At 55.0% G+C, this 26,026-nt stretch carries 25 protein-coding genes and 1 pseudogene; 17 read left to right on the top strand and 9 right to left on the bottom strand.

The window, feature by feature from the left end; genetic code table 11:
• Positions 1–137: 137 nt before the first annotated feature.
• On the bottom strand, positions 138–713 hold the full coding sequence (locus tag SRBAKS_RS12810; protein ID WP_229591289.1) for an OmpA family protein: 576 nt from the start codon (positions 711–713) through the stop codon (positions 138–140).
• Between the two features lie 9 nt (positions 714–722).
• Positions 723–1,229 carry a FecR family protein gene (locus SRBAKS_RS12815; RefSeq protein WP_229591290.1) on the bottom strand — a complete coding sequence of 169 codons (507 nt, stop codon included), beginning with the start codon at positions 1,227–1,229 and terminating at the stop codon, positions 723–725.
• Positions 1,230–1,461: 232 nt separating this feature from the next.
• Between SRBAKS_RS12815 and SRBAKS_RS12820 the strand changes: the two genes are divergently transcribed.
• The 6 genes from SRBAKS_RS12820 to SRBAKS_RS17870 all read left to right on the top strand — a co-directional run bounded on the left by SRBAKS_RS12820 (position 1,462) and on the right by SRBAKS_RS17870 (position 7,852).
• Entirely contained in the window at positions 1,462–1,785 is a 324-nt protein-coding gene (locus tag SRBAKS_RS12820) for a c-type cytochrome (protein WP_229591291.1), read from the top strand.
• 190 nt (positions 1,786–1,975) lie between these two features.
• The gene (locus SRBAKS_RS12825; RefSeq protein ID WP_229596977.1) at positions 1,976–4,150 is read left to right on the top strand and encodes a molybdopterin-containing oxidoreductase family protein; all 2,175 of its coding nucleotides are present in this window, start codon (positions 1,976–1,978) and stop codon (positions 4,148–4,150) included.
• Positions 4,150–4,893 carry a 4Fe-4S dicluster domain-containing protein gene (locus SRBAKS_RS12830; protein ID WP_229591292.1) on the top strand — a complete coding sequence of 248 codons (744 nt, stop codon included), beginning with the start codon at positions 4,150–4,152 and terminating at the stop codon, positions 4,891–4,893. Before SRBAKS_RS12825 ends, SRBAKS_RS12830 begins: the two co-directional genes overlap by 1 nt.
• Positions 4,886–5,602 carry a formate dehydrogenase subunit gamma gene (locus tag SRBAKS_RS12835; RefSeq protein WP_229591293.1) on the top strand — a complete coding sequence of 239 codons (717 nt, stop codon included), beginning with the start codon at positions 4,886–4,888 and terminating at the stop codon, positions 5,600–5,602. The genes SRBAKS_RS12830 and SRBAKS_RS12835 overlap by 8 nt, the downstream gene beginning before the upstream one ends.
• Before the next feature lie 84 nt (positions 5,603–5,686).
• Positions 5,687–6,784, top strand: coding sequence for a rhodanese-like domain-containing protein (locus SRBAKS_RS12840; RefSeq protein WP_229591294.1), 1,098 nt, complete (start codon positions 5,687–5,689; stop codon positions 6,782–6,784).
• A gap of 57 nt (positions 6,785–6,841) precedes the next feature.
• A complete protein-coding gene (locus SRBAKS_RS17870; RefSeq protein WP_271121214.1) occupies positions 6,842–7,852 on the top strand; it encodes a rhodanese-like domain-containing protein in 1,011 nt (336 codons plus the stop codon).
• Here the strand turns inward: SRBAKS_RS17870 and SRBAKS_RS12855 are convergent.
• A complete protein-coding gene (locus SRBAKS_RS12855) occupies positions 7,849–8,469 on the bottom strand; it encodes a TorD/DmsD family molecular chaperone (protein WP_229591297.1) in 621 nt (206 codons plus the stop codon). The genes SRBAKS_RS17870 and SRBAKS_RS12855 overlap by 4 nt on opposite strands.
• A 97-nt stretch (positions 8,470–8,566) precedes the next feature.
• On the opposite strand from SRBAKS_RS12855, the gene SRBAKS_RS12860 reads away from it, so the two are divergent.
• Together SRBAKS_RS12860 and SRBAKS_RS12865 are read left to right on the top strand one after the other, a co-directional pair.
• Positions 8,567–8,857, top strand: a complete 291-nt coding sequence (locus tag SRBAKS_RS12860) for a metal-sensitive transcriptional regulator (RefSeq protein WP_430708943.1) — start codon at positions 8,567–8,569, stop codon at positions 8,855–8,857.
• A gap of 26 nt (positions 8,858–8,883) precedes the next feature.
• Complete coding sequence (locus SRBAKS_RS12865) at positions 8,884–9,141, top strand: EF-hand domain-containing protein (protein ID WP_229591299.1); 258 nt, start codon at positions 8,884–8,886, stop codon at positions 9,139–9,141.
• Positions 9,142–9,218: 77 nt separating this feature from the next.
• On the opposite strand, the gene era is transcribed toward SRBAKS_RS12865, so the two are convergent.
• From era to dapF, 3 genes are all read right to left on the bottom strand, one after another.
• On the bottom strand, positions 9,219–10,127 hold the full coding sequence (gene era, locus SRBAKS_RS12870) for a GTPase Era (RefSeq protein WP_229591300.1): 909 nt from the start codon (positions 10,125–10,127) through the stop codon (positions 9,219–9,221).
• A gap of 1 nt (position 10,128) precedes the next feature.
• Positions 10,129–10,539, bottom strand: coding sequence for a DnaJ family domain-containing protein (locus tag SRBAKS_RS12875; protein WP_229591301.1), 411 nt, complete (start codon positions 10,537–10,539; stop codon positions 10,129–10,131).
• Between the two features lie 945 nt (positions 10,540–11,484).
• Entirely contained in the window at positions 11,485–12,336 is an 852-nt protein-coding gene (gene dapF / locus SRBAKS_RS12880) for a diaminopimelate epimerase (protein ID WP_229591302.1), read from the bottom strand.
• A 174-nt stretch (positions 12,337–12,510) separates the two neighbouring features.
• Between dapF and SRBAKS_RS12885 the strand changes: the two genes are divergently transcribed.
• The 4 genes from SRBAKS_RS12885 to SRBAKS_RS12900 all read left to right on the top strand — a co-directional run bounded on the left by SRBAKS_RS12885 (position 12,511) and on the right by SRBAKS_RS12900 (position 16,674).
• Entirely contained in the window at positions 12,511–12,765 is a 255-nt protein-coding gene (locus SRBAKS_RS12885; RefSeq protein ID WP_229591303.1) for a hypothetical protein, read from the top strand.
• Between the two features lie 78 nt (positions 12,766–12,843).
• A complete protein-coding gene (locus SRBAKS_RS12890) occupies positions 12,844–13,596 on the top strand; it encodes an MBL fold metallo-hydrolase (RefSeq protein ID WP_229591304.1) in 753 nt (250 codons plus the stop codon).
• Positions 13,597–13,705: 109 nt separating this feature from the next.
• Positions 13,706–15,037, top strand: coding sequence for a response regulator (locus tag SRBAKS_RS12895; protein WP_229591305.1), 1,332 nt, complete (start codon positions 13,706–13,708; stop codon positions 15,035–15,037).
• 155 nt (positions 15,038–15,192) lie between these two features.
• Positions 15,193–16,674, top strand: a complete 1,482-nt coding sequence (locus SRBAKS_RS12900; protein ID WP_229591306.1) for a tetratricopeptide repeat protein — start codon at positions 15,193–15,195, stop codon at positions 16,672–16,674.
• A 109-nt stretch (positions 16,675–16,783) separates the two neighbouring features.
• Here SRBAKS_RS12900 and SRBAKS_RS12905 read toward each other — a convergent pair whose 3' ends face one another.
• Positions 16,784–17,662, bottom strand: coding sequence for a DMT family transporter (locus SRBAKS_RS12905; protein WP_229591307.1), 879 nt, complete (start codon positions 17,660–17,662; stop codon positions 16,784–16,786).
• Positions 17,663–17,686: 24 nt separating this feature from the next.
• Entirely contained in the window at positions 17,687–18,526 is an 840-nt protein-coding gene (locus tag SRBAKS_RS12910) for an AraC family transcriptional regulator (RefSeq protein WP_229591308.1), read from the bottom strand.
• Between the two features lie 96 nt (positions 18,527–18,622).
• On the opposite strand from SRBAKS_RS12910, the gene SRBAKS_RS12915 reads away from it, so the two are divergent.
• The 5 genes and pseudogenes from SRBAKS_RS12915 to SRBAKS_RS12935 all read left to right on the top strand — a co-directional run bounded on the left by SRBAKS_RS12915 (position 18,623) and on the right by SRBAKS_RS12935 (position 24,343).
• Positions 18,623–19,648 (top strand): DUF2157 domain-containing protein, encoded by a 1,026-nt coding sequence (locus tag SRBAKS_RS12915; protein ID WP_229591309.1) that lies wholly within the window; start codon positions 18,623–18,625, stop codon positions 19,646–19,648.
• Between the two features lie 81 nt (positions 19,649–19,729).
• Positions 19,730–20,604: pseudogene (gene argS, locus SRBAKS_RS12920) on the top strand (arginine--tRNA ligase domain-containing protein); the annotation flags it as partial.
• Positions 20,605–20,729: 125 nt separating this feature from the next.
• On the top strand, positions 20,730–21,761 hold the full coding sequence (locus SRBAKS_RS12925; protein WP_229591310.1) for a V-type ATP synthase subunit I domain-containing protein: 1,032 nt from the start codon (positions 20,730–20,732) through the stop codon (positions 21,759–21,761).
• A 207-nt stretch (positions 21,762–21,968) separates the two neighbouring features.
• Positions 21,969–23,612: an arginine--tRNA ligase gene (argS, locus tag SRBAKS_RS12930; protein ID WP_229591311.1), complete on the top strand. Its 1,644-nt coding sequence runs from the start codon at positions 21,969–21,971 to the stop codon at positions 23,610–23,612.
• Between the two features lie 20 nt (positions 23,613–23,632).
• A complete protein-coding gene (locus SRBAKS_RS12935) occupies positions 23,633–24,343 on the top strand; it encodes an SPOR domain-containing protein (protein ID WP_229591312.1) in 711 nt (236 codons plus the stop codon).
• Positions 24,344–24,417: 74 nt separating this feature from the next.
• Here SRBAKS_RS12935 and SRBAKS_RS12940 read toward each other — a convergent pair whose 3' ends face one another.
• Entirely contained in the window at positions 24,418–25,110 is a 693-nt protein-coding gene (locus SRBAKS_RS12940; protein WP_229591313.1) for a queuosine precursor transporter, read from the bottom strand.
• Positions 25,111–26,026 lie beyond the last annotated feature (916 nt).

Below are 26,026 nucleotides of genomic sequence, written 5' to 3' on the forward strand. Positions count from 1 at the left end.
AAGGGGCCGAAGGGTTTCCACGGATACTTTCATCAAATTTACCCCCTCACATACGGAGAGTACGTGAGGGGGTATTGTCTGTGTGTCTTTCCCCATTTTTCTTGGAGCGCCTGTGGGGCGGTTTCGTGTCTGGTCTGTTATCTGACCAAAACTTCCACTCGTCTGTTTTTTGGTTCGTGCTTGTTGTCCGCAGTGGGAATGATCGGGTTCTCTTCGCCATGGGATATGGTCTGAATGACGTCGGCAGGCATGCCCTTGTCAAGGAGCATGGCCCTGACCTTGTTGGCGCGCCGGAGTGACAGCTTGTAGTTGTAGTCCTTGTCACCGGCCCTGTCCGCATGCCCAACCACCGAGACGTCTGTTGACGCGCGGTCATGGAACGCCTGCATGATCTCCGGGAAGAGTTTGACGGATTCATTGGTGAGCGTCGTGGAATCACTGCGGAAATAGAGCAGGAATTTGGCGGTCGGCTCCGGCCGGGCTGCGATGGCACCGCCAAAGGTCTTCTGTACATCTTCGTCAGACATGGTGACCACGGTGTCCTTGCCTTTCACGGCCTGGTTGGCCTGGACCAGCGTCACGGTTTCTCCGGTTTCGGAAGTCACGTCGACCGTGCCCACATGGCCGTCCATATCGGGCAGCAGCACAACGGTTTGGCCGTTGCATCCGGCCAGCATCATGAGAAACAGGGTAATGAGTATGATTCGTTTCATGTCTTGGTCCTAGTCCACTTTGATAAGGATATGGGTGCCGCGGATTCCGATAGTGGAAACCGGGGTTTCAATACGCATGTTGTCTGGCGAAATCTTGGCTATCTGGCCGGAGAAGAGTTCCGCTGATCCCTTGCCGATTTTGACCAGGAAATTCATGTTTCCCTCTGCGGGTTCAAAGAGAAAATCGTCAACCGTCACTTCGGATCGGGGGCCAAGAGAAAGCATGGAGTCGTCACGAAAAATGAGGCCCAGGCTCGACTTGTCGTCCGTTGTCAGTATGTCGCCATTGTAGAGACGGCTCCCCTTTGCGGCTTGAATGTCTCCCCCATTGCGTTTGATGACGGGGGTTCCTGATGTCGTTTTTACCGTGCCGACGACCTCGGCATTGGCTCTGGTGGATTGTTCCGAGGCTGTAGCTGGGGAACCCAAGGCCAAGGTGAGGGTCAGCGCAATGATGAGAATCGGGAAGAACAAAAGCGATAAGCAACGGTTGCAGAGCCGGACTTTGAGCAACATGGGACCTCCAGAATTTATGAAATTGTTATCTACATATAAAGAATCACATGGGTTGTCACACAAAAAAATAACTTGCCCCTCCTTGACACCTATACCCCGTATGGGTATATGGAAAGAAACAGAGCCCGTACCGGGTAGAGGTTATAATGTCCATTTGCATACATGTTTTGTATGTGAGGGCTATGTTCAGACAGATATTCTTGATAGGTAAAAACACAAATTTGGAGGAAACATGAATCGTAAAATCGTTCTGGCCGTTGCTTCGGCGCTGGTTACCGCCTTTGTCTTTTCCATGGCCTTTGCCGCAGGTGGAGAAGGCAACGCCCGCAAGGGTAAATTTCTGTACCGCAAAAACTGCCGTTCCTGTCACGGCAAGACAGCCAGCGACCTGAGCCCGGCAACCAAGACGCAGGCCGAATGGGAAGCGTTGTTTGCCGACAAGGCCAAGATCAAGTGCTCCGGCGACTGGACCATCAAGGAAAAGGACCTCATTGATATTTATTCGTACCTGCATGGCTATGCCAAGGACTCTCCGTCCCCGGCCAAGTGCTCCTAGTGGTTCGAAAGAGGGCCGCCTCGACCTGGTCCGGGCGGCTCTCATGTCTCCTCTATGAGGGTATGAGGGGGCGTATCAAGTGACTCTTTTTCGGTGGGGTGCATCTTCAGATTCCTGCCGAAAGAGGGATGCGATACACGTCTGATCAGTGGATATCCGGAGGTATTCAGTGTCACATTCCAAACAAAAAATGTCTCGTCGTGATTTCTTTCGGGCTTCCGGTCTGGTTGCGGCCGGGGCAGTCGGCGGTCCGGCTCTGCTGGGCGGGCTGACAAAGGCTCGGGCAGCGACACCGGCCGCACCGGCCTGGGAATCGAAATTCTCGGCCTGCGACATGTGCTTCAACAAATGCGGGCTTATTGCCCAGGTTGAAGACGGCGTCATCAAGAAGCTTGATCCCAATCCCAAATTTCTGAAATCGCGCGGCATGCTTTGCGCCCGTGGCAACGCGGGCCTTGCCCAGGTCTATGACCCTGACCGACTCAAGCACCCCCTGCTCCGCAAGGGTGAGCGCGGCGAGGGCAAGTGGCAGCGCATTCCCTGGGATGAAGCCATCGACATGGCCGCCCAGAAGATGGAAGAGACCCGCAAGAAGTATACCCCCTGTGGGCACCTTTTCTCTGCCGGATCAGACCTGCATTCGCAGTTTGTGGGGCGGTTTGCCGAAGTGTATGGTTCATTCAACGTCACCTCGCACGAATCCCTGTGTCTGGTGTCCGGCAACCGCGCCTTCCTGGACACCTACGGAGAGGTCCCTTTCCCGGACGTGCTCAACTCGAAATATATCGTCATGGCCGGTGCCAACCGGTTCGAGGCGCTGGTCACGCCGGATTCCATTGACCTGATGACCGCCATGCGGGAGCACGGCTGCAAACTGGTGACGCTTGATCCGCGATACACCAAGACCGCGTCGTTGTCCGATGAATGGTATCCCATCAAGCCGGGAACGGACATGGCGTTCATGCTCGCTGTCGCGCATGTTATCATTGGCGAAAAGCTGTATGATCCCCAGTGGATTGAAGAGAAGACCTACGGCATTGAGCAACTGACGGAACACGTCAGACAATACACTCCCGGGTTTGCCGCGGAAGAGTGTGGCATCCCGGCCGAGGCCATCGCGCGCATTGCTCGCGAGCTGGCTGCCGCCGCGCCCGCCTCCATGATCTATCCCGGCCGTCGCACATCCGACTATGAAGACTCCACGCAGATTCGTCGCGCTTTTGCCATCGTCAATGGCCTGCTCGGCAACTGGGACAGGCCCGGCGGGTTGCTGGCTGCCCGTGCCGTGGGTCTCAAGGGTGTTCCCTATGACGCGCCCTGGTACGATGAGAATCAGGAAGACCGGATAGACGCGGACAAGGTGCCGATGATGTTCGAGCATGAAGGCTCCTTCCTGGTCACTCGCGACTCGGTTCTGGCCGATGATCCGTATCCCGTCCGTGGCTGGTTCATCTACAAGACCAACCCCATGGGCACGGCTCCCAATCGCAGGAAGACCATCGAAATGATGAACAAGATGGATTTCGTCACCGTGGTGGACATCGCCATGAGCGATACCGCCTGGTATGCCGATCTGGTCCTGCCGTCCCAGAGCTATCTGGAGCGTTTGGACCCATGCTCCGGTCTCCAGGGGTCCGTGGCCTGCGCCTGTGTGGTCAAGCGCGACCCGATCATCGATCCCCTGTACGAGTCCCGGTCCTGTTTCGATATCATGAAGGATATCGCGGGCAGGATGGATCTGGGCGAGTACTTTGATTTTACCATTGAAGAGTTCAGAAAGAAGCAGACCCGCGAGATCCCCGAGGCGCTTGAAGTCATGGATCGGGACGGCGTCTACTATAACCCTTCCAAAGTGTACGGCATCTACGAAGGCAGGATCTACAAGACCCTGTCCAAGAAGATCGAGCTGTATAACCAGCGCTACGAGCAGATGGGCCTTGATCCCCTGCCGATATATACGCCGCCGACCAAGGTGCCGAAAAATCAGTTCCGGCTGGTCCTTGGCAGGAATGCCATGATCACCCAGAGCTCCACGACCAACAACGCGCTGCTGCATCAGTTCATTCCTTCGAACACGTTGTGGCTCAACCCGGACGCTGCCCTGTCGCTCGGCATCAAGGACGGCGATCTGGTGGAGGTGTCCAGCTCTGTCGGCAGGCAGGAGCTGCGGGCCGAGGTCACGAAGAAGATCAGAAAGGACACGGTGTTCATGCTGTCCGGGTTCAATACGCTGTCCACGATGCAGTCGTTGTCCCACGGCAATGGCGCTTCCATCAATGAAGTGCTGGAAGATGATTATGACGCTGTCACGGGCAATGCCTCCATGCACACGACTTTTGTCACTGTAACAAGGAAGGTGGCGTAATGGCACAACAGTTGGCAATGGTCATCGATGCGGCCAAATGCATCGACTGCAAAGGGTGTGTGGCTGCCTGCAAGGTGGCCAACGATGTTCCGACAGGACAGTGGCGAAACTGGATCAAGCCGACCGTGGAGGAGGTTCCGATCCCCGGTCTGCTCAAGTCCAAGCCCAAATTCCAGCCTGGTGCCTGCATGCACTGCGAGAATCCCACCTGTGTGGACGCGTGTCCCACTGGTGCCACCTACAAGGACAAGGAAACAGGGGAAGTGGTCATCAACAATGCCTTGTGCATCGGGTGTGGCAACTGTATTCCGTCGTGTCCTTACGACGCCCGCTTCCGTAACGAAGTCACGCGCAAGGCAGACAAGTGCAACTACTGCCCCGAACGCCGCGCCGCAGGATTGCCGCCGGCATGTGTGGATACCTGCCCGACCAAGGCCCGCGTCTTCGGTGATATCAACGACCCGGAAAGTGCGGCTGGTATTTTGTACCGCAAGAACAAGGATCGACTGACCCGCATTTCGGCCCGGACTGATACCAAGCCGAACATGTTCTACGTTGGCGATCCCGGTCACGGCGACTGGGGAGGAGAGGCCGTTGTGCCCGCTTCCATGGTGGCCATGAAACAGTCCGCGCCGCTTATCAAGGGTATTGTCGGTCTGTCAGGTCTTGGCGTCCTCGCCATGCTTGGCCGTCAACTCTTGGTCGGTTCCGATGCGGAACACAAGGAGGACTCCGATGCCTAAGGTCCATAAACGGCACGACCCGTCCGATATCTTCATTCACTGGTTCAATGCTGCCTGCTGGTTTTTGCTGTTGCTCACCGGCATCGGCCTTATCAGGAATCCGGCCATAGACCCGTTCGGCTCAGGATACCCTGAAGCCATGCGCGCCATGGTCGGCGGGGGCGGGAACCTGCTCCTTATCCATGAATTCATCGGCCTGGCCTGGCTGGTCGGCTTCCTGCTGTATCTGGTCGTCAATTTCAAGGGCGCCCTGTTTTTTCTGTCCGAAGTCTTCCCGGTCTCCATGGGCCGTGATATGACATGGATGATGAAGAAAATAGTGCTGATGACCCTAGGGCCCAAGGCGCTGAAAATGGTCGGTCTGGACCCGGAGCTGCCTGATCAGGGATATTACAACATGGGCCAGAAGGCCTTTGCCCAGGCTTCGGTGGTCGGTGGTGTGGTCATTGCCGTGACCGGCGTGATCATGTTTCTGTCCGACCGCTCCTTCGGGGCTGAGGCGACCGGTATGATCAGTTGGTCCATCGCCCTGCATTTCATTGCAGTGGGGCTGGTCTTTGCCGGTCTGCTGGTTCACATTTACATGGCCGCCATCTCGCCCGAAGAGCGTCCTGGCTTCAAGTCCATGTTTACCGGCGTGGTGCCCGACGGCTACGCCAAGCATCACCACAGATTGTGGTGGGAAAAGATCAAGACCGAGGGTGAATAGGTCTCGGAAAAGATAGGGAAGAAGAGGGACTCTGCCGATTGTCGGGCAGGGCTGAACACAATCCTAAGAGAAAGGGAGTGTCGTATGCACAAGAGAGTGATTGCCGCAGTTGTTATGCTGATGTTTGCCATGGTGGCATTCGCTGGCCCGGCTGCTGCTGAAGAAGCCAAGAAACCCAAATTCAAACAGTTTCATTCCATCGTGGACTACGCTTACGTGGCGCAGTATGCCAAGATGCCCAAGACCGATGATGCTATGATTGTCGACTCCAGGCCCTACAAGCCCAAGTATGTTGACGGGTATATCCCGACAGCGGTCTCCATTCCTGCCAGTCAGTTTGACAAGATGGTGGACAAGCTGCCCAAGAACAAGGATGCCCAGCTGATCTTCTATTGTGGTGGACTGGCCTGCGGCCTTTCGCACAAATCCGCGTTCAAGGCAGAGAAGCTCGGGTACACCAATGTCCACGTCTATGCAGCCGGTTTCCCGGACTTCAAGAAGTGGGCGCCGTATTACTCCATCGGTCTGGAGAACCTGCAGGCCCGCATCGCCGAGGGTGGGAAGTACATGCTCATCGATGCCCGTCCGTACCAGAAGTTCCTGGCTGGCTCCATCCCGTCCGCCATCGGCATCCCTGATTCCGCGTTTGACAAGAAGCTCGGCATGCTGCCCATGGACGTGGTGAACACCACCCTGATCTACTATTGTGGCGGGTACAAGTGCGCCCTGTCCCACAAGTCCGCCCTGAGGGCCAAGAAGTACGGCTACAGGAAGGTTGTGGTCGCCGAAGCCGGGTATCCCGGTTGGAAGAAGATGTTCGGCGGTGCCGAAACAGCCGTCAAGGCCGGTGAAGCCGAAGGCGCTGTGGACACTGCATGGTTTCTGGAAACCATCAAGTCCAACCCGGACGCCATCACTCTGATCGATGTCCGTGATCCTGCCGAGTATGCCGCCGGTCACTTCCCGTCCGCCATCAACATGCCTGTTGACGTGATTGAGAAGGACGGCAAGTCCATTCCGACGGACAAGCCCATCGTCTTCTCCTGCGCCACAGGTGCGCGTGCTGGCGAGGCTTATTATATGTATATGGATATGTTCCCGGATGCGAAGAATGTCTATTATCTGGAAGCCACCAACGACTTTGGCTCCGACAACACATACATGGTCAAGCCCAACAAGTAAGCGGACTGACCAGAGGGCAACACGCCCGTAAGAAACCGTAAAAAGGCGGGGAGCGATATGCTGAGACATCTTTTCTCAAGTGCATGGATGCTCCTCGCCTTATGTCTTTGTATAGTGCTGCCTGCGCATGCCGGAGACAAGGAGGTCTGGTGGAGCGCGGCTCTGGATGAGGCGAACAGGGATGGGTACAGACTCATTGATGACGCGGCCATGCTGGTTTTGGTGCAGTCCGGGACCAAAGCCGTTATTCTGGATGCCCGGGCTGATTATGAATTCGAGGCGGGCCATATTCCCGGTGCTTCAAATCTGGAGTTTGATCTGGGGGACCGCATAGAGCTGCCTTCGGCAAAACGGGCGGCCTTGAAAAAACTGATCGGCCCTGACAAGAAGCGGACCCTTGTCATTTACTGTCGGAGTTTTCGCTGACTGCGCAGCTCCATCGCGGCCCGTTGGGCTGCGCAACTCGGATACACGGATGTGTATCGGTATCCGGCCGGATTCCACGGCTGGAAAACAGCCCACCCCCGGTTGATTGACGGGGTGGAGATGAAACAGCACATCCTTGCGGTGGGCGATACGTTCCCGGCCTGTCGGGTGGCGGTGCTCAACGGAGAAGAGGACAGGGAGTACCTGGCTCTTCCGGCTGGTTCGAAGTGGTTGCAGCTGTCTGAACTGTCGGCGCGTTTTGTGCTGATCCAGCTCTATAACACCATGTGCAACGACTGCGTGAATGAGACCAAGTTGCTTTCACGCTTTTTTGAGAAAGTGGAGGCAGACCCGGTGTTGTCCGGTCGGCTCAAGATCATCGGGCTGGGCATATACGATTCCAACAGGGACGTGGTGCATTTCAAGCGGCATTATGAAGTGGCGTACCCGTTGTTCTCTGACAAAAGTGGCCAGATATTCGAATGTCTGGGCCAGGCGGAGTTGCCGCTGGCCTATCTGGTGCGGGCCGAAGGCAACGGCGAGTGGACCATCGAGCTGATCAAGCGCGGGTATTTCGTGCCGGACGAGACGTTCCTTCAGGTTCTCAAGGATGCCGTTATCCGGGCGGAGGGAACGGATTAGGCCGTGTCCACGGCTTCTACTGCGTACAGGGCAATGTCCGCTGTCTGCAGGAATACGGGGTGCGGGTCGCTCTCGGCCAGAGCGTCGCGGAAAAGACGCATCCAGGGGAGCATGATGGTTTTGGCGAAATCCGCGCCCATTGCGGCCTGTGCGTCATTGCCGAACCAGCCTTCGGAGAGCAGGAAGAAAAGGTATTCAAGCTCAATGGTCAGGTGATCGGGTGGCTCGTTGGAGTCGAGGGATACTGCCAGTCCGACCTGTTCGAGGCGAGCGCGCATCTCTTGGGCGCTGTGGCCCATGGTTTGTGGTTCGTCTGCATGGTAGCAGGACTCGTACAGAGGCGCGGGGACGCCACCTTGTCCGGCGATGAACAGGCGGACATATTCGGTTTCCAGAGAGCTGATGCCCTCAGCGGAAGCGAGACTTTGATCGAGGACGGAGCGCATTTCCTGAATAACAGACGCGACAGGGAGAGAAAATTTCTGGACACGTTCGAGGAGTTCAGGCAATCCAGCGGAGTTGATTTTGTCCCATGTGGCCGCATCAGGACCACGGAAAACGGCAACGGACAGCTCAATGAGCTTGAGCAGAGTTATTTTTGTATCGGTACTGGACATGAATGGGCCCCTTTACAGCTGTGTTTATACCGTACCAGAGTAAGGTAAAGCCTGCGTACAGGCAATGTGAAGCTGATGAAAAATCAAGGAGAGAATGATGACTGATACAACCACTGAAGATCAAGAAATCAAAAAAAACGTCCTCTCCCGCATGAAAAGAATTGAAGGTCAGGTCCGAGGCATACAGGGCATGGTCGAGGCTGGCAAGGAGTGTGAGGCCATTCTGGTACAGGTGAGAGCCGTCAGGAGCGCCTTGCAATCAGCGAACAAGCTGATTTTGAAGCGGTACATGCTCCGGTGCTATGCCGATGCCATGAAAGAAGGCGCAGACGAGAAAGAGGCGCTGGATAAATTCATCAAGGTCCTGACTGGATTTATAGAAGGATAGGGATATATCGAAATATGGAGTTAATAATGAAAAAACTGTTTTTTGCCATGGCATTTGTCTCGCTCATGTGTCTGCCTGCGCAAGCCAATACCAATTACAATGTCTGTTTCAGCTCTCTTGATGCGGACATGGACGGGTCGCTTTCCAAGTCCGAATTCATCGTCGCCTTTTCAGACGGTGACATGGCGGTCTTTACGGCTGCCGATACTGACGAAGACAACGTGGTGACCCACGAAGAATGGGAAGCGTACAAGCAGAGTCAGGGTTGGGAGGAGAACCACTAGTCTACTGGTGTTCATTCCCAAAAAAAACCGCTGTCCCGAAAGGAACAGCGGTTTTTTTTGTTCTGAAATGAATGGGATTATTCGCCCAGGCCCATGGCTCGGAGGAAGCCCGGATCTTCGGTCCAGCCTTCGCGGACCTTGACCCACAGCTCCAGGTGTACCTTGGTGCCGGTCAGCTCGCTGATATCCTTTCTGGCATCCGTGCCGATGCGCTTCAGGTTTGACCCCTGCTTGCCGATGATCATGCCCTTGTGACTTTTGCGCGAGGTGTAGATGACCGCGTTGATGATGACCATGTCGTCGCGCGATTCTTCATCCCACTGTTCAATCTCCACGGCTGTGGAGTAGGGCAGCTCCTGCCTCAGGGAGTAGAAGAGCTTTTCCCGGATGATTTCTGAGGCCATGAAGCGGAGAGGAGCTGTGGAGATCTGGTCCTCGGGGAACATGGGCGGTCCCTCTGGAAGCAGCGTGAGGATCTGCTTCATGAGGTCGTCCGTGCCTTTGCCGCGCAGGGCGGAAACCGGGATATACTGGGCCTCGGGCCAGAGCTCGGCCACACGCGCCATGAGCGGCAGCAGCCTGTCCTTTTCCTTGACCCGGTCGATCTTGTTCACGGCCACCAGCACCGGACGGCCGGATTCGCTGATGGGTTTGACCAGCGGAGCGATCTCTTTTTCCAGCAGGTGCGGTTTGGTGCAATAGAGCGCGGCGTCGATGAGCACCACCACGGCGTCGGAGGAGCTGAGCGCGTTCCATGCCGATTCCAGCAGGAAGCGGTTCATCTTGCCTCTGAGCTGGTGGATGCCCGGCGTGTCCAGAAAGACGATTTGGGAATCATCGGTGGTCAGGATGCCGCTGATCCGGTTGCGGGTGGTCTGCGGTTTGGGTGATACAATGGCCACCTTCTGCCCCAGATACTGGTTCATCAGGGTGGATTTGCCCGCATTGGGCGGGCCGATCAGGGCGACCATGCCGAATTTATGCATATTATTTCTCTTTGGTTTCAGTTTGACCGAACCGTTGTTCGGCAATGCGCACCTTTTCCACGATGCGGCGATAATATTCTTCCGAGCCGTCCAGATGCACCGTACGACCTCTTTTCTCGTTCATTTTCATGATCATGATGTTCAGCTTCTGTATCTGTTGATACCGCTCCCCCTCGTCCTTCATGTAGGCGAGCAGGTCGATGGTGCGGGTTATCTCCTGTTCCTCGGCTATTTCAGCCGGGACATAGCCGGAATTTTTGAGCACTCTGTAGGCCATGCGCAATTCAGGCGGCAGGTTTTGCGCCTCATCGGGTTTGAGGGGTTGCCCCTTTCCTTCGAGATTGTCAAATTTGCCTTCCTTGATGGCCCTTTTGATGAGGTCTTCCGAGACTATTTGCGAAAAGGTGAACATCCCGTAATTTCCCACACACAAAGGCGAGTGTCAAAGTGTGTGTTGTTTTGCCCTGCGGGCTGACTAGAGTGAGGGGAGGGGATTTTTCTTTATTGTTGGGGGGTGCGTTTCTTTGATTTTAAGGTTTGCGCGCTACGCGGTGAGAATGCAATCGAAATTTATTGAATAGTTTTCGCCTTTACGGCGACCTGCTTTTTGCTAAGCGGCAAAAAGGAGGCAAAAAGGAGGCAAAAAGCGCTTTTTTGTGTGTGATCGAGGAAGCGCACCCAAGAGCCTGTAGGCGACTGCACTGCCCGACAGACTGTCTGCGATGCAAACTCGGTCGGGCTGCGTTGCGTCGCCCGAGACAGGCTCTAAGGTTCGCTTCCGATTGCCCCTCGTTGTAAGTGACTGCACTTTTGGTGTGTGAGGCGTGGATTTTTAGGCTGTCGGTAACCTGTTGGGCGGCCTTGGATGCCGAAAACAGTTTGCTCAAGTCGTCCTAGCTTAGCCCTGTTTGCAAGGCCTAGAAGCTGACAACGAAAGGACGGCGGCTCCTGTAAGGCAATACGAATGCAGCCACTCGCCTCGGCAATTCACGGAAAGGGAGATCCTCTACTTTTCCCCGCGTGGAGCCGTCCCGAGTTGATCTGCTTCTTGCCTGCAAAACTCGGGCGGGTATGCTCGCGCAAGGAGCTTTTTGCGTCTCTTTTTGCTCCTCAAAAAGAGACCGCCGCCCGCGAAGGGCATGGAACAATTTGGGTGCGGAACGCACCCAAGAGTGGCTCTCGCACTGCAGGTGCATGGAAGTACGCAGTACTGCCTCTCCTTCTCGCGCAGCGAGAAGCCTGGAAGTGCAGCGCACTGACTCTTTCTCATAAAGGAATCCAAAAGCGAAAGGCCACCCATAAGGTGGCCTTTCATCTTTTTAGGAGGTTCCCGCTGCTCGAAGCGGAAATATCAATACTATACGCTCAGCCCAAGAGCTTCGAGATAGAACTCTCCCTTGAATGTCAGTTCGGCTGCTCCCTGGAGAAAGATGTTCCCTTCTTCCAGAAAGACGGTCAGTACTTCATTGCCGGTGGTGGTCAGGTTGGCATACTCGTCGGTCAAACCGAGCGCGTTGGCTAGCAGCTGGGTAGCCGAGGCGCCGGTGCCGCAGGCAAAGGTCTCACCCTCCACCCCGCGTTCGTAGGTGCGCAGCAGCATGGTGTTCCTGTCGAGAACCTGGGCAAAGTTGACGTTGGTCCCGGCAGGGGCGAAGTGCTCGTGGTAGCGGATTTTGGGACCGATATCCATGATATCAAGCGTCTTGATATCGTCGACGAACACGACAACATGGGGCACGCCGGTGTCGGAGTAGTGAACGGTCAGCGGCTCGCCGTCGATATCCAGCACGATGTTGGTTTCCGTGTTCTGGGGCGGGGTAAGCTGAACCTTGACGCGACCGGCATCCGGGCCGTCGAGCAGCACCTGGGCCTTGATGGACCCTGCATCTGTGCCGAAGACATGTTCGGCAGGAGCCAGCCCGATGGCGTGGGCGAGCTTTCCGGCACACCGAGAGGCGTTGCCGCACATCTCGGCGCGGGAGCCGTCGGAGTTGTAGAAATGCCAGCGGTAATCCTGATCGGGATCATCGGAGTTTTCCAGAAAAAACAGGCCGTCTGCATAGATGCCGAAGGCGCGGGCGCACAGGGCGATGGCCCAGTCCTTCATGGAGGACTCGGGGACGCCCAGTTCGCGGTTGTCGATGATGACGAAGTCGTTGCCGCAACCCTGCATCTTGTAGAATGAAACGGATGTGCCGAATATGGTCATGAAAAATATCTCCAGTCTTTTGTTATGGGATAAATGAGGCTGTTGGATATGGTCCAATTCTTTTTGCCTATTGATTGATTCAGGTTCAGGCTTTGTAGGGAAAAGTCAAGTATGGCGGCTTGCATTTCATGTGTGCCAAGGGTATCGCTTGATCACGTCAATCAGGAGAATCTCATGTCTAAACCCTGTGTGGGATGCGGGTGGTGCTGTCTGCAGGACCCCTGTATGGAATCACATCGAAGATACGGCTACATGCCTCGCTGCCCCGACCTCTTCTGGGATGAAGAGCAGGGACGGTATCTGTGCGGTCTCATGCTCAACCCGGAAACGGCTGAGCAGTTCAAGCGTTCCCAACATGCCGGCGAAGGGTGTTATGCCCCCCTTAACGGCTGGCGTGATGATGTTCGCAATAGAGATAACAAGAAATAGTAATCCTTACTTGCTCTATGCTCCTTTTCAGGGAATAATATTCTTCTATATCTGAATACTCAGTCGTGGGAGACATATATGATAGTGAGTTTTGCCGGGGTGGGCGAAGCCTTTGATGAGACTTTGCCCAATACTTCAGTATTGGTGGAATCCGGTTCCTCCTCCATACTGCTTGATTGCGGTTTTTCAGCTTCCTGCGGGTTTTGGGGGTTGGCAAAAAACCCGCTCGATCTGGACGCAGTCTACATTTCACATTTTCACGGAGACCATTATTTTGGCCTGCCGTCGCTTATTGTCCGTTCCGTTGAAGAAGGACGCAGAAAACGCTTGACCATCCTCGGCCCGAGTGGAATTGAATCTCGAGTCAACCGATTGCTTGAGCTGGCGTATTCCAATGTTCGGACCAAGGCGAAATTCGAGCTGTTTTTTATCGAGTGCGATCCTGATGAGGATATCAAACACTCCGGTTTCAGATTTCGTTTTGCCATGAGCAGCCACTCCATGCCTTCACTTGGTGTTCGTCTGGATGCCGGGGGTAAATCGCTGTTCTATTCCGGCGACGGAGCCCCCACTTTCGCTACTGCGGAGCTGGCCAGGGGATGTGATATGCTTATCATGGAATCGTATATTCTGGATGCGGATGCGCCCGGCCACGGCTCGGTGGACTCCTCTCTTGAGCTTGCCAGGCAGACCGGGGCCGGTATATGTGCGTTGGTCCATGTGCAGCGCATTGTCAGACGGACGCAGAAAGGGCGCATCATGGCCAAGCTGAACGGTGTCGATGGTTTCAAGGCCGTCTTGCCTGAAAGCGGAGATAGTTTCGACCTTTAATGCACCTCAAGAGCCAGTCTGTATCAAGATTATCATTCCAGATGATGTTGACCTGTAGCACACTTTCATAATGCCATTTAGGATCAACCTGTGATGATAAGAGGATTGCATGTCAGGTAAATATGATCTGATAGTTCACGATTATTTTGAGAAGGCCCAGGGAACCGTTGTCTTGATAAGTGAGGATTCGCTGTTCAAGAAGACGTTGTCCTCGACCATTTTCAAAACGTTGGGCGTGAAGCGCAACTGCTTTTATTCTTTCGAGAATGTGCAGTCTGGGCTCAATAAAATTAATGAACTGGAAAAAAACGGTATCGATACCATCCTTTTTCTTGAACGGAGTTTTAACGGTCGCGCCAGTTCGGATACGGTCATTACGTTGAAACGGATGTTGCCCGAACTCAAGATTATCGTATTGGTTGGTGAGGTCAAACGGGAGAACATCGCCTATTTCTATGAAGTAGGCGTGGCCAACGTCATTTCCAAGCCCGCCTCCATGAACAACATCATCGAGAAGCTCGCCTTTACGGTTAAACCGCAGGGTAAGCTGAGTGAGTATATGTCCATCGGCAAGCGGTGCCTGGCTGCCGGTCGTTTCATGGAAGCCATGAAGATTTCGGACAAGGTTCTGCGTGTCAAGCCGGAGAGTCCGGCCGGCCTCATGCTCAAGGGCGATGTCTACACGGCCGAGGGGAACCTGGACAAGGCGCTTGAGTGCTACCACCGGGCACATGAAAGCTCACACCTGTATCTGGAGCCTATCAAGAAATTGGTGGCTGCCTACCATGGCGTGGATGAGGAGAGCTGTTTGAAATACATGAAGCAGCTCGATAGGCTCAGCCCGCTCAATGCTGAACGGAAAACGGAAATCGGCAAGATCTACGTCAACCGCAAGGATATGAAGCTGGCCGAGAAATATTTTGACCAGGCCATTGAAACCGCCACCCGTGAGGCCATGAGCCTGATCAGCCTGGTTGCCGAAGAAATCTCTGGCGCAGTGACCAATTCCTCTCCGGAGCTGTCAGAGAAATATCTGACTCAGGTGCTGGAAGCGCGGGTCAAGAATCTTGGCCCTGATGATATCACCCTGTTTAACAAGCTCGGTATTGCCTTGCGCAGTCAGGGAAAATGGAAGGAAGCCGTGGAAAATTATACCACGGCGTTACGCATTTCTCCTGAAGATGAAGGGCTGCATTATAACATGGGCATGGCCTATTATGACGGTCGACAGAATCGATTGGCAGCCAAATGCTTCAGTAACGCCCTGGAAAAGAATCCGGGGTTTTATCGGGCCAGTGAAACGGTCTCCATGAACCTGGGCACCATCTTTTTTGATCTGCGCGAACATGAAAAAGCCAGGCCGTGCTTTCAGAGTGCCCTTGCCCTGAACCCAAACAATGCGGAAGCGCAGCGTATGCTGGAAGCCCTGCCGGATTCGTAGCCCTGGGTTCTCCTCTGCAAGAGCGCAGAATCTCTGCCGGAATCGTCCTTGCCGGAGGTTCTCGCGCCCTTCCTTGACCCGCTTCCGAAAAATCACGTATCTTCTAATTGAAAAGTGGTTGCCTGTATCCGGCTGGCGGGGAGTAAGGAGCATCTATGAACATTGCACGCTATGACACCATAGTACGTGACTTCATCGAGAGAGATGGCGGGGTTATCGTCTATGTTTCGGACGATTTGGTTTTTACCCGCGCCCTGCGTAATATCGTGTCACGCATCATCGGTCTTCGGGGCGAGACGCTGCTGCCTTTCTCTTCCGTTGATATGGCCATGACCAGATGTCTCGAACTCAAGGAGCAGGAGATCCCCTGTGTGGTCTTTATCGAGCGGATGATCAACAACCGTCCTTCCACGGATTTCATCATTCACCTGAAGCGGGAATATCCGACAGTGACAATGGTCGTGCTCACCTGGGAGGTGACACAGGAGACCGTGGCCTATTTCTTCGAGCTGGGTGTGAGCAGGGTGCTGATCAAACCCGCTTCGGCCAACAAGGTGATACAGGAACTGGCCGGTGCGCTTTCACCGCCGTTGGAGCTGGGGGAGCACCTGGAAAAATGCCAGGAGCTGCTGGATGAAGAGCAGTATGATGAAGCCCTTGGAGCCTCTGATCACATTCTGTTGATGCAGCCCGACAGCGCACGCGGACTCGCCATGCGCGGGGACGCCCTGATGGGCATAGGCAAGACCGATTCAGCCATGCAGGCCTATATCGCGGCCCATGAGGCCAAACCGATTTTCATGGCTCCGCTCATCAAGCTGGCCGAAGCCTTTCGCGAGATGGAAGATGAACGTGCGCTGGAATATCTGAAGGAACTCGACGAGATCAGCCCCCTCAACCCTGAGCGCAAGATCGACATTGCTCAGGAGCATCTGCGGATGGGTGACCCGGAAATGGCCGAAGCCTATCTCGACAAGGGCATGGCCGTGGCCGAACGCGAGACCGGCTCCATGGTCGGCGATCTGACCCAGCGTATCGTGGACGCCGTGTCCGGCATTGCGCCCGAACTGGCGGTGAAATATCTCAGTCGGGTCATTGACTCCAAGCGCGTTCTGGGGCGTGACGATCTGGTTCATTTCAACCGTCTCGGCATCCTCCTGCGTGGTGGAGGGCGGTGGAAGGATGCCGTGGAAGTCTACGAGAAGGCGCTTTCCATTGCTCCGAAAGATCCTGTTATTCATTACAATATGGGGCTGGCGCATTGGGAGGGCGAACAACGGCTGTCCGGTCTGGATTGTTTTGAGCGGGCGCTGGACATTGATCCTCATTTTTATGCCGGGAGCGTGGGGGCGGCCTTGAATATAGGGTCACTCTATTTTGATCTGCGCGAATACAATAACGCCATGCCCTACTTTGTGCATGTCCTTGAGATCGATCCTGAAAACAGTATGGCCATGGCCAAACTTCAGGAAGCCCGCATCAAGGCCAAGACAGCCTCTGTTTCCGTGCGCAGCGAATCAATGAAGATCGTTGATTCGGATGACGATGCTACGCTTTTTGACCTGTCCGAACTGTCGCCGTCCAAAAAGAAAAAGAAGAAAAAGAAGCGCAAGCCGTTTATCAATCTCGAATTGTAACACCTGTTTTCTTCCCGGTTCCTGTTGCGTCCTTGTGGTGACAGACAGGCCCTTTGTCTGTTGGCTACACTTTTGCTCAGCCTATCCCGTCGCAAGGCGCTCCCAACTCCTATCTTTTCGATATCAGAACAATGCCGCTTAGGACGCAGGCGCAGCCGGTCAGTTGCGGCCAGCCTATGGGCTCGCCCAGTATCAGGGCTGACAGGATGAGGGCGGAGACCGGCATGATGGCCGTGAACACGCCCGCGGTGGAGGCCGGAACGCGGGTGATGCCGGCGAACCAGAAAATATAGGCCAGCACCGTGACAAACGCGCCGTAATAGAACACCACCAGCCAGCCGGTGAGGGTGATGGCGGCAAAGTGCATGTGCCCCGCTTCATATAGGCCCATGGGCAGGAACCAGAGCAGACCGAAGAATGAGATGATGGTGGAGACGGCCAGCGGAGAGAGTGGCTCGGGCACGGTCTTGCGGACGAGCAGGAAGAGGGATTCGAAGAGCACGGCGCCGAGTACGAGCAGGTTGCCGAGTACCGGATTGGTGCCTGTCACCGCGCCTCCCTGCACCAGATTGATGACCAGCACGCCGATCACGGACAGCAGGATTCCCATGCCGGTTTTGGTGGATGGACGATCCTTGAAAAAGAGCCAGGCAATAATGCCCATGCTGGCAGGGGTGGTGGAAGTGATGATACCTGCAGAGGCCGGCCCTGTCCGGGTCAGTCCCCAGAGCAGGAAGACCGTGAAGAGAAATGACCCGCACAGGGATTGTCCGGCCAGCATGAACCAGGAGCGGCCCGAGAGACGCGGCAGGCCACCTTCTCGCAGATAGATGATGGGGACAAGGATGACCAGCGCCAGAACGAACCGGAGCGCCGAGGCCAAGAAGATCGGCAGCTCGTCCACCATGATCTTTCCGGCCACCACTGAACTGCCTACCAGTACCATGGCCAGTGCGAGATTGAGATATGCTTTTGCGTTGTGTGACATGGCAGGACCATGCCCCAAACAACGTCAGGAGTTTTGAATGATCTTGCGGTATTTGCCCGGTGTGATGCCGAGTTGACGTTTGAAGAGCCGGGTCAGATGGGCCTGATCCGAGAACCCGCATTCCATGGCGATATCCGCCATGCGATCCGTGCCGGCCAGTCGCTCCCGGGCACGCTTCACCCGTGTCTGGGTCAGATGGGCATGGGGCGTGACGCCGAGCTGTTTTTCGAACACCCGCACCAGATGGTACGGCGACAGACCGGACAGGCGAGCGAGCTCCGTCAGGGAGAGGTCTTCGGAAAAACGGTCTTCGATGATCTCGCGGGCGCGATTGACCGCTCCATGCTCTGTGGTGTCCTTTGGCCACGAGCCTGCGTCTTCCGCATACCGGGATATCCAGTTGGTCAGCAGCCAGAGCAGCTGTGTTTCCTTTTCAATGAGGGAGATGTCAGGGCATTCCATCAAGGTATGCGTGCGAAGAATGCACGAGGCAAGGGCGGGGTCGTCGATGACTCCCATGCGAAAATGGGGCAGGCGGGGTTTGGCCATCAATGCCGTGGCCGCCTCCATGAGCGCCTCTGGCCGGAGGTAGAACATGCGATAGGCCCAGCCGGTTTCATCGGCGCTGTGCCCGTCGTGGACTTCGCCCGGCACCACCAGGTTGACCTGCCCTCTGGACGCGACCACATTTTGACCAAGGTAGTTGAAACGCATGGCCCCGTGGTCGATGCACCCAACAGCGAATCCTTCGTGGAAATGTCTGGAAAAAGATTGGGTCACGAACCGGGCGCGTAGCATCTCCACGCCGCCCAGAATGGGGAGGGTGCTGACATGGGAATGTTCTTTGGATCGTTCGCGCGCCATAGCGAGAGTATGCCAAGAGTGGGGAAAAAAGCCAATGTCTCCCTGTTGACGTGATGCGGAAAATTTGCCACCGATAGACTGAACCAAAGGGTTCCTATGAAATATACGAATAAAGATTTGGATTGGGCAGTGGAGAAACAGATCATCGCGGCAGAGACCCGTGACGATCTGGTCGCGGCTTTCGTAAAAAAAAATGAACATAAGCCCTCACTTTCGTTTGCAAATGTCTTCTTTTATCTGGGTGGTCTCATCGTCATCATGTCCATGACGATGTTTGTCGGCTCGGTATGGGATGATATGGGAGGCGGAAGCCATCTGTTTGTCGCGCTGCTGTATGCCCTGGTCTTTCTTTCAGTGGGCAACTGGCTCTGGAGAAAGGGACAACGAATTCCGGGCGGCATCCTGATCACGGCGGCGGTCTGTATGACCCCCATGGCCGTGTGGGGTTTTCAGGAGATAACCGGTTTGTGGGTTTATTATAAATCCGGAGAAGACCTTTTTGCATGGATGGCAGCCGGCTGGTTGTTTATGTACGTCGCCACTGTGATAACCGGGCTGGTGGCGCTGCGTTTTTATCGCTTCCCGTTCATAACCATGCCCATAGCCTGTGCCCTTTGGTTCATGGTCATGGATCTCGTGCCCATTATTTTATATGGTGATATAACCTGGGGAAGGAGTTGGCTTGTCTCCGTCTGGTTCGGGCTGGCCATGGTTGTGGGCAGCTTTTTGATTGACCGGCGCATCAAAGAGGATTTCGCCTTTTGGGGGTATCTTTTCGGCATGATCGCTTTCTGGGGCGGCCTGACGGTTATGTACATCGACTACTTACCGGAAATGTTTTTCTATTGCTGTATCAATGTCGGGCTCATGATTGTCTCAGTCCTGTTGCAACGCCGTATCTTTGTCATTTTTGGCAGCATAGGCGTATTCCTCTATTTCTGGTTTCTGGTCGACAGAGTTTTTAATGACGTTTTTGGCTTTTTTGCTTTGAGTGTCATCGGCTTGGTTGTCATGTTTCTTGGCTTCCAGTACCATAAGCACAAGCATTTTATCGAAGAAAAGGTCATACGCGCCCTTCCTGAAGGGGTGAGAAACACCCTCCCTCAATACCGACGACGATAACCTCCGCCTCCACTCCGCAAAGCGGTGCTATCGCGTTGAGAAAAGAGAGGGGGATGCGACTGGTGAACGGCGAGGCAGCCGCCTAAAGACAAGAAATTCGGCGATATGTCCGTGAACGTGGCCATGATGCTGGCCAAGCAGTCCAAGAAGGCCCCGCGAGCCATTGCCGAAGATATCCAGGGCGCCATGCAGAGCGATGCGCTGATCGAAAAGATCGACATCGCCGGGCCCGGATTCCTGAATTTCACTTTTGCCCCCACTTTCTGGCAGGCGACCGTTGGTGTCGTGCAGGAAGCCGGCGAGGCATACGGCAGCTCGGATATGGGAAAAGGCACCAAGGTGCAGGTGGAATATGTTTCCGCCAATCCCACCGGTCCGCTGCATATCGGGCATGGCCGCGGTACGGCTCTGGGCGATTCCCTGACCCGCATCCTTGAGAAGGCCGGGTATGATTTGTCGAGGCCGAATATTACATCAACGACGCCGGTCGTCAGATGCTGATTCTGGGCGGCTCCATCCTGTACCGTGCCAAGCAGTTGGCGGGCCAGGACGTGGCCGAGCCGGAGAATTACTATAAAGGCTCGTATATCACTGACATCGCCCGCGAGGTGATGGATCTGAATCCCGGCCTGCTCGACATGGACGAAACCGAGGCCACCGAGATCTGCAGGGTTGACGAGACCTTTGCTGACCTGACCGCTTCCGGCATGGGATACGAGGCAGACGGCGCCTACTGGTTCAAGTCCACCGAGCTGGGCGACGACAAGGACCGCGTCCTGCGCAAGAGCAACGGCGACACCACCTATTTCGCTTCTGACATCGCCTACCATGACAACAAGTTCAAGCGCGGCTTTGATCTTGTCGTGGACATATGGGGCGCGGATCATCACGGGTATATCCCGCGCATGATGGCCGCCTGTGAAGCTCTGGGCAAGAAAGGGGAGGGTGCTGACATGGGAATGTTCTTTTGATCGTGCGCGTGCCATGGCGAGAGTATGCCAAGAGTGGGAAATAAACCAATGTCTCCCTGTTGACGTGATGCGGAAAATTTGCCACCGATAGACTGAACCAAAGGGTTCCTATGAAATTTACGAATAAAGATTTGGATTGGGCAGTGGAGAAACAGATCATCGCGGCAGAGACCCGTGACGATCTGGTCGCGGCTTTCGCAAAAAAATATGAACATAAGCCCTCACTTTCGTTTGCTAATATCCTCTTTTATCTGGGTGGTTTTATCATCATCATGTCCATGACGATGTCTGTCGGCTCGGTATGGGATGATCTGGGAGGCGGAAGCCATCTGTTAATCGCGCTGCTGTATGCCCTGGTCTTTCTTTCAGTGGGCAACCGGCTCTGGAGAAAGGGACAACGAATTCCGGGCGGCATCCTGATCACGGCGGCGGTCTGTATGACCCCCGTGGCCGTGTGGGGCTTTCAGGAGATAATCGGTTTGTGGGTTTGTCATAAATCCGGAATAGACCTTTCTGAATGGATGAAAGCTGCCAAGTTGTTTATGTACGTCGCCACTGTGATAACCGGGCTGGTGGCGCTGCGTTTTTATCGCTTCCCGTTCATAACCATGCCCATAGCCTGTGCCCTTTGGTTCATGGTCGAGGATATCGTGCCCCTTATTTTTTATTTCGATATAATCGGGGGAGGGAGTGAGCTTATCTCCGTTTGGTTCGGGCTGGCCATGGTTGTGGGCAGCTTTTTGATTGACCGGCGCACCGAAGAGGATTTCGCCTTTTGGGGGTATCTTTTCGGCATGATCGCTTTCTGGGGCGGCCTGACGAATTTTTACACCGACCAATACTTGCATGAAATGTTTTTCTATTGCTGTATCAATGTCGGGCTCATGATTGTCTCGGTCCTGTTGCAACGCCGTATCTTTGTCATTTTTGGCAGCATAGGCGTACTCCTCTATCTCGGCCTTCTGGCCGATAGAGTTTCTAATGACTTTCTTGGCTTTTCCATTGCTTTGAGTGTCATCGGCTTGGTTGTCATGTTCCTTGGCTTCCAGTACCATAAGCACAAGCATTTTATCGAAGAAAAGGTCATACACGCCCTTCCTGAAGGGGTGAGAAACACCCTCCCTCAATACCGACGACGATAACCTCCGCCTCCACTCCGCAAAGCGGTGCTATCGCGTTGAGAAAAGAGAGGGGGATGCGACTGGTGAACGGCGAGGAAGACCCCCTCTGCAAGCGGGGGCCTGCCTCCTTCTCCCCAGCCGCCTGAGGGTCCCCCTCAACACTTGGATTGCGTGGGGTTTCGTGCTAGAGCGTTCGTCCACGACCTATGTTTAAGGAGATATATACTCATGAGAGCTAAAATACATTTGGAAGGCGCACTGAAAAAAGTGCTGGCAGATTTCGGCTGGGAGTGGCCGGAAAAGGCGGTTATCGAGCCGCCTAAAGACAAGAAATTCGGCGATATGTCCGTGAACGTGGCCATGATGCTGGCCAAGCAGGCCAAGAAGGCCCCGCGAGCCATTGCCGAAGATATCCAGGGCGCCATGCAGAGCGATGCGCTGATCGAAAAGATCGACATCGCCGGGCCCGGATTCCTGAATTTCACTTTTGCCCCCACTTTTTGGCAAGCGACCGTTGGTGTCGTGCAGGAAGCCGGCGAGGCATACGGCAGCTCGGATATGGGAAAAGGCACCAAGGTGCAGGTGGAATATGTTTCCGCCAATCCCACCGGTCCGCTGCATATCGGGCATGGCCGCGGTGCGGCTCTGGGCGATTCCCTGACCCGCATCCTTGAGAAGGCCGGGTATGATGTCGAGGCCGAATATTACATCAACGACGCCGGTCGTCAGATGTTGATTCTGGGCGGCTCCATCCTGTACCGTGCCAAGCAGTTGGCGGGGCAGGACGTGGCCGAGCCGGAGAATTACTATAAAGGCTCGTATATTACTGACATCGCCCGCGAGGTGATGGATCTGAATCCCGGCCTGCTCGACATGGACGAAGCCGAGGCCACCGAGATCTGCAAGGTGTACGGAAAGGATCAGATTCTGGAAGGCATCAAGGTCGATCTGGCCGCATTCGGCGTGCGTCACGATGTTTGGTTTTCAGAGAAATCCCTGGTCACCGACGGCAAGGTTGACGAGACCTTTGCTGACCTGACCGCTTCCGGCATGGGATACGAGGCAGACGGCGCCTACTGGTTCAAGTCCACCGAGATGGGCGACGACAAGGACCGCGTCCTGCGCAAGAGCAACGGCGACACCACTTATTTCGCTTCTGACATCGCCTACCATGACAACAAGTTCAAGCGCGGCTTTGATCTTGTCGTGGACATCTGGGGCGCGGATCATCACGGGTATATCCCGCGCATGATGGCCGCCTGTGAAGCTCTGGGCAAGAAAGGGGGGCTGCATGTCATCCTGGTCAATCTGGTCAACCTGCTTCGCGATGGCGAACCCATTGCCATGTCCACGCGCGCCGGTCAGTTCGAGACCCTGAAGGACGTTGTGGACGAGGTCGGCAGTGACGCCGCCCGGTTCATGTTCCTGTCCAGAAAGTCCGACTCCAAGCTTGATTTCGACCTGGAGCTGGTCAAGCAGAAGTCCATGGACAACCCGGTCTACTATGTGCAGTACGCCCACGCGCGCATCTGTTCGCTCAACGCCAAGGCCGCAGGTGCAGGCATGGCCGCCGCCAGTGTCAACGATGACTCGCTTGCGCTTCTGGATACCACATACGACATGGATATCCTGCAGTTGCTCGACCAGTATCCCGACTTTGTGGAGGTCGCCGCGCGGACCCAAAGCCCGCATATGATCTCGATGTATTTACAGGAACTTGCCTCAACGCTTCACAGATACTATAGTAACTGTCATGTTCTCAGTGCCGAGGCCGATGTGGCTTCAGCCAGGCTTATGCTGTTGAACTGCGTGGCCGGAGTGGTCAAAAACGGCTTGGGGCTGCTCGGCGTGCATGCACCCGAGTCCATGTAAGTCAGCAATTCGGTAGGAAAATGGCAGAACAGAAAGAACCCAAATACAAGGTCAAAGTTCCAAAGGGCAACGTGGTAAAAAAAACGTATGATTTCTCCTTTTCTTTGTCCGGAGTGATCAGTGCCACCGGTGTCCTCGTGGTCGCCCTGACATTCTTCTTTGTCATGGGCATCCTCATCGGACGCGGGTATCGGCCTGAAGCGGATATCCCGCAGCTGGAGCCGATCATGCCGAGTAAGGGACACGGCTCGTTGGCAGATGAGAAACAGGCTCCCACTGTGCTCACACCGGAAGAACTGGAGTATCCGGATCGACTCAAGGCTTCTGCCGCACAGATCATGGACGAGACCGCAGCTCATCAGGACACAAAGAGCAAGAGTGTGGCGCCTGAGGCAAAACCGGTGCAGCCCAAAGCTGTGGAATCGGTCAAGACCGAGACCAGGGACAAGCCTGTCGAATCTGCGCCTGTTCAGTCCGGCGATCCTGTGTTTGACTATGTGTATCAGGTGGCTTCGTTCAAGCAGGCTTCCATGGCTGAATCCCTCAGCAGCAAGCTGGTGGCATCTGGTCTGCGGACCCGTATTCAGACTGGGCAGGCCAAGGGAACGACCTGGCATCGTGTCCAGGTGCTGTATCACGGCACTCCGGCTTCCACGGCAGACATGAAGGCCGTACTGGCAAAGCATGGCATAAAGAAGCCCCTTCTCAAGAAGAAGACAGCAGCTCAATAACGTTCTGTTTCATTGATTCAATAAAAAAAAGGCGACCCGAACGGGCCGCCTTTTTTCATGGGATTACGCTGAAATTATGCGTTGTTTTCCACGGCGTGGCGCGAGGCAAAGAGACGTCGTGCCAGATAGATGAACGGGGTGTCCAGACAGGCGACCACGAGCTTGATGATATAGGTGGAGAACAGGATTTCCATGAACACGCCAAAGGGAAACAGGCCCCAGAAGGCGATGGTGCAGAAGATGAGCGAGTCGAGCAACTGGCTGATCCAGGTGGACAGGTTGTTGCGGAGCCACAGGTGCCTGCCTTCGGTCCATCTCTTGACCAGATGATAGGCATATACATCGTGCATCTGGGAGACCAGGTAGGCAATGACGCTGGCAACGGCTATGCGCGGCATGAACCCGAACAGAGCGGCCAGGTGGGGCTGGGCGAAATCATCGGCAGCCGGAATGAACTTGAGGGCAAGCTGCATGTAACCGACCATCATGACCAGCGAGATGAAGCCGAGAAGAACGCCTTTGCGGGCTTCCTTTTTTCCATAAAATTCACTGAGCATGTCAGTGGCCAGGAACACGCTGGCATAGAGAATGTTACCAAGCGTGGTGGTCAGGCCGAAGAGCTCAATGGTTTTGAGCACCTGGATATTGCACAGCAGGAGGTTGAACACCATGAGGCCGAATAGGCCAACGCGACCGAAAAAGCGGTACACGACCAGGACCATACACAGGTCCACCAACGCGAAAGAGATCCATAACATTTCATTCATGAGGGGTGGTTTGCCTGTCTTTTTGGGTAAGGTCAAGGGGCGCTTCGAGCAGCGGGCCTTTAAGCGGTAAGGGATGCCGCTCTTGGCGGCTATGAAGAATGAAGATGCGCACCTGCGGTGCGAGAGCCACTCTTGGGTGCGTGCCGCACCCAACTTGTTCCATGCCCTTCGCGGGCGGCGGTCTCTTTTTGAGGAGCAAAAAGAGACGCAAAAAGCTCCTTGCACTATCTTGCCCGCCCGGGGTTTGACGGCAAGAAGCAGATCAACTCGGGACGGCTCCATGCCGGAGTAATAAAGGGATGCCCTCTCCGTAATCCGCCTGGTTGAGTCGATGCATTCGTGCCGCCTTACCGGAACCGCCGCCCTGTCGTTGTCTGCTTCTAAGCCTTGCAAACAGGGCTAAGCCAGGGCGACTTGAGCAGATTGCAGGCGAGATCCAAGACTGCCCAATAAGTTGTCGGCAACCTAAAATCTACGCCTCGCACACAAAAAGTGCACTCCCTACAACTACGAGCAATCGGAAGCGAACCTTAGAGCCTGTTTTGGGCGACGCAGCGTAGCCCGACCGAGTGTGCATCGCAGACATCCTGTCGGGCAGTGCAGTCGCCTACAGGCTCTTGGGTGCGCTTCCTCGCTCACACCCCAAAAAGCGTTTTTTGCCTCCTTTTTGCCGCTTCGCAAAAAGCAGGTCGCCGTAAAGGCGAAACCTTTTAAATAAATTTGGATTGAACTTTCACTGCGTAGCGCGAAATTCTTAAAATCAAAGGCAAGTACCTCTGGGTGCATGTGCCCAAGGACGGGGCGAATCGAACCTTTTGAATACATTTCGGTTGAACTCCAACCGCGTTGCGCGCAAACCCAAAGAACCACAGAGAGCCCCCTTCCACCCCAAAAAAAAGCGGGCCACTCACTTGAG

Source organism: Pseudodesulfovibrio sediminis, from assembly GCF_020886695.1.
Classification (GTDB): domain Bacteria; phylum Desulfobacterota; class Desulfovibrionia; order Desulfovibrionales; family Desulfovibrionaceae; genus Pseudodesulfovibrio; species Pseudodesulfovibrio sediminis.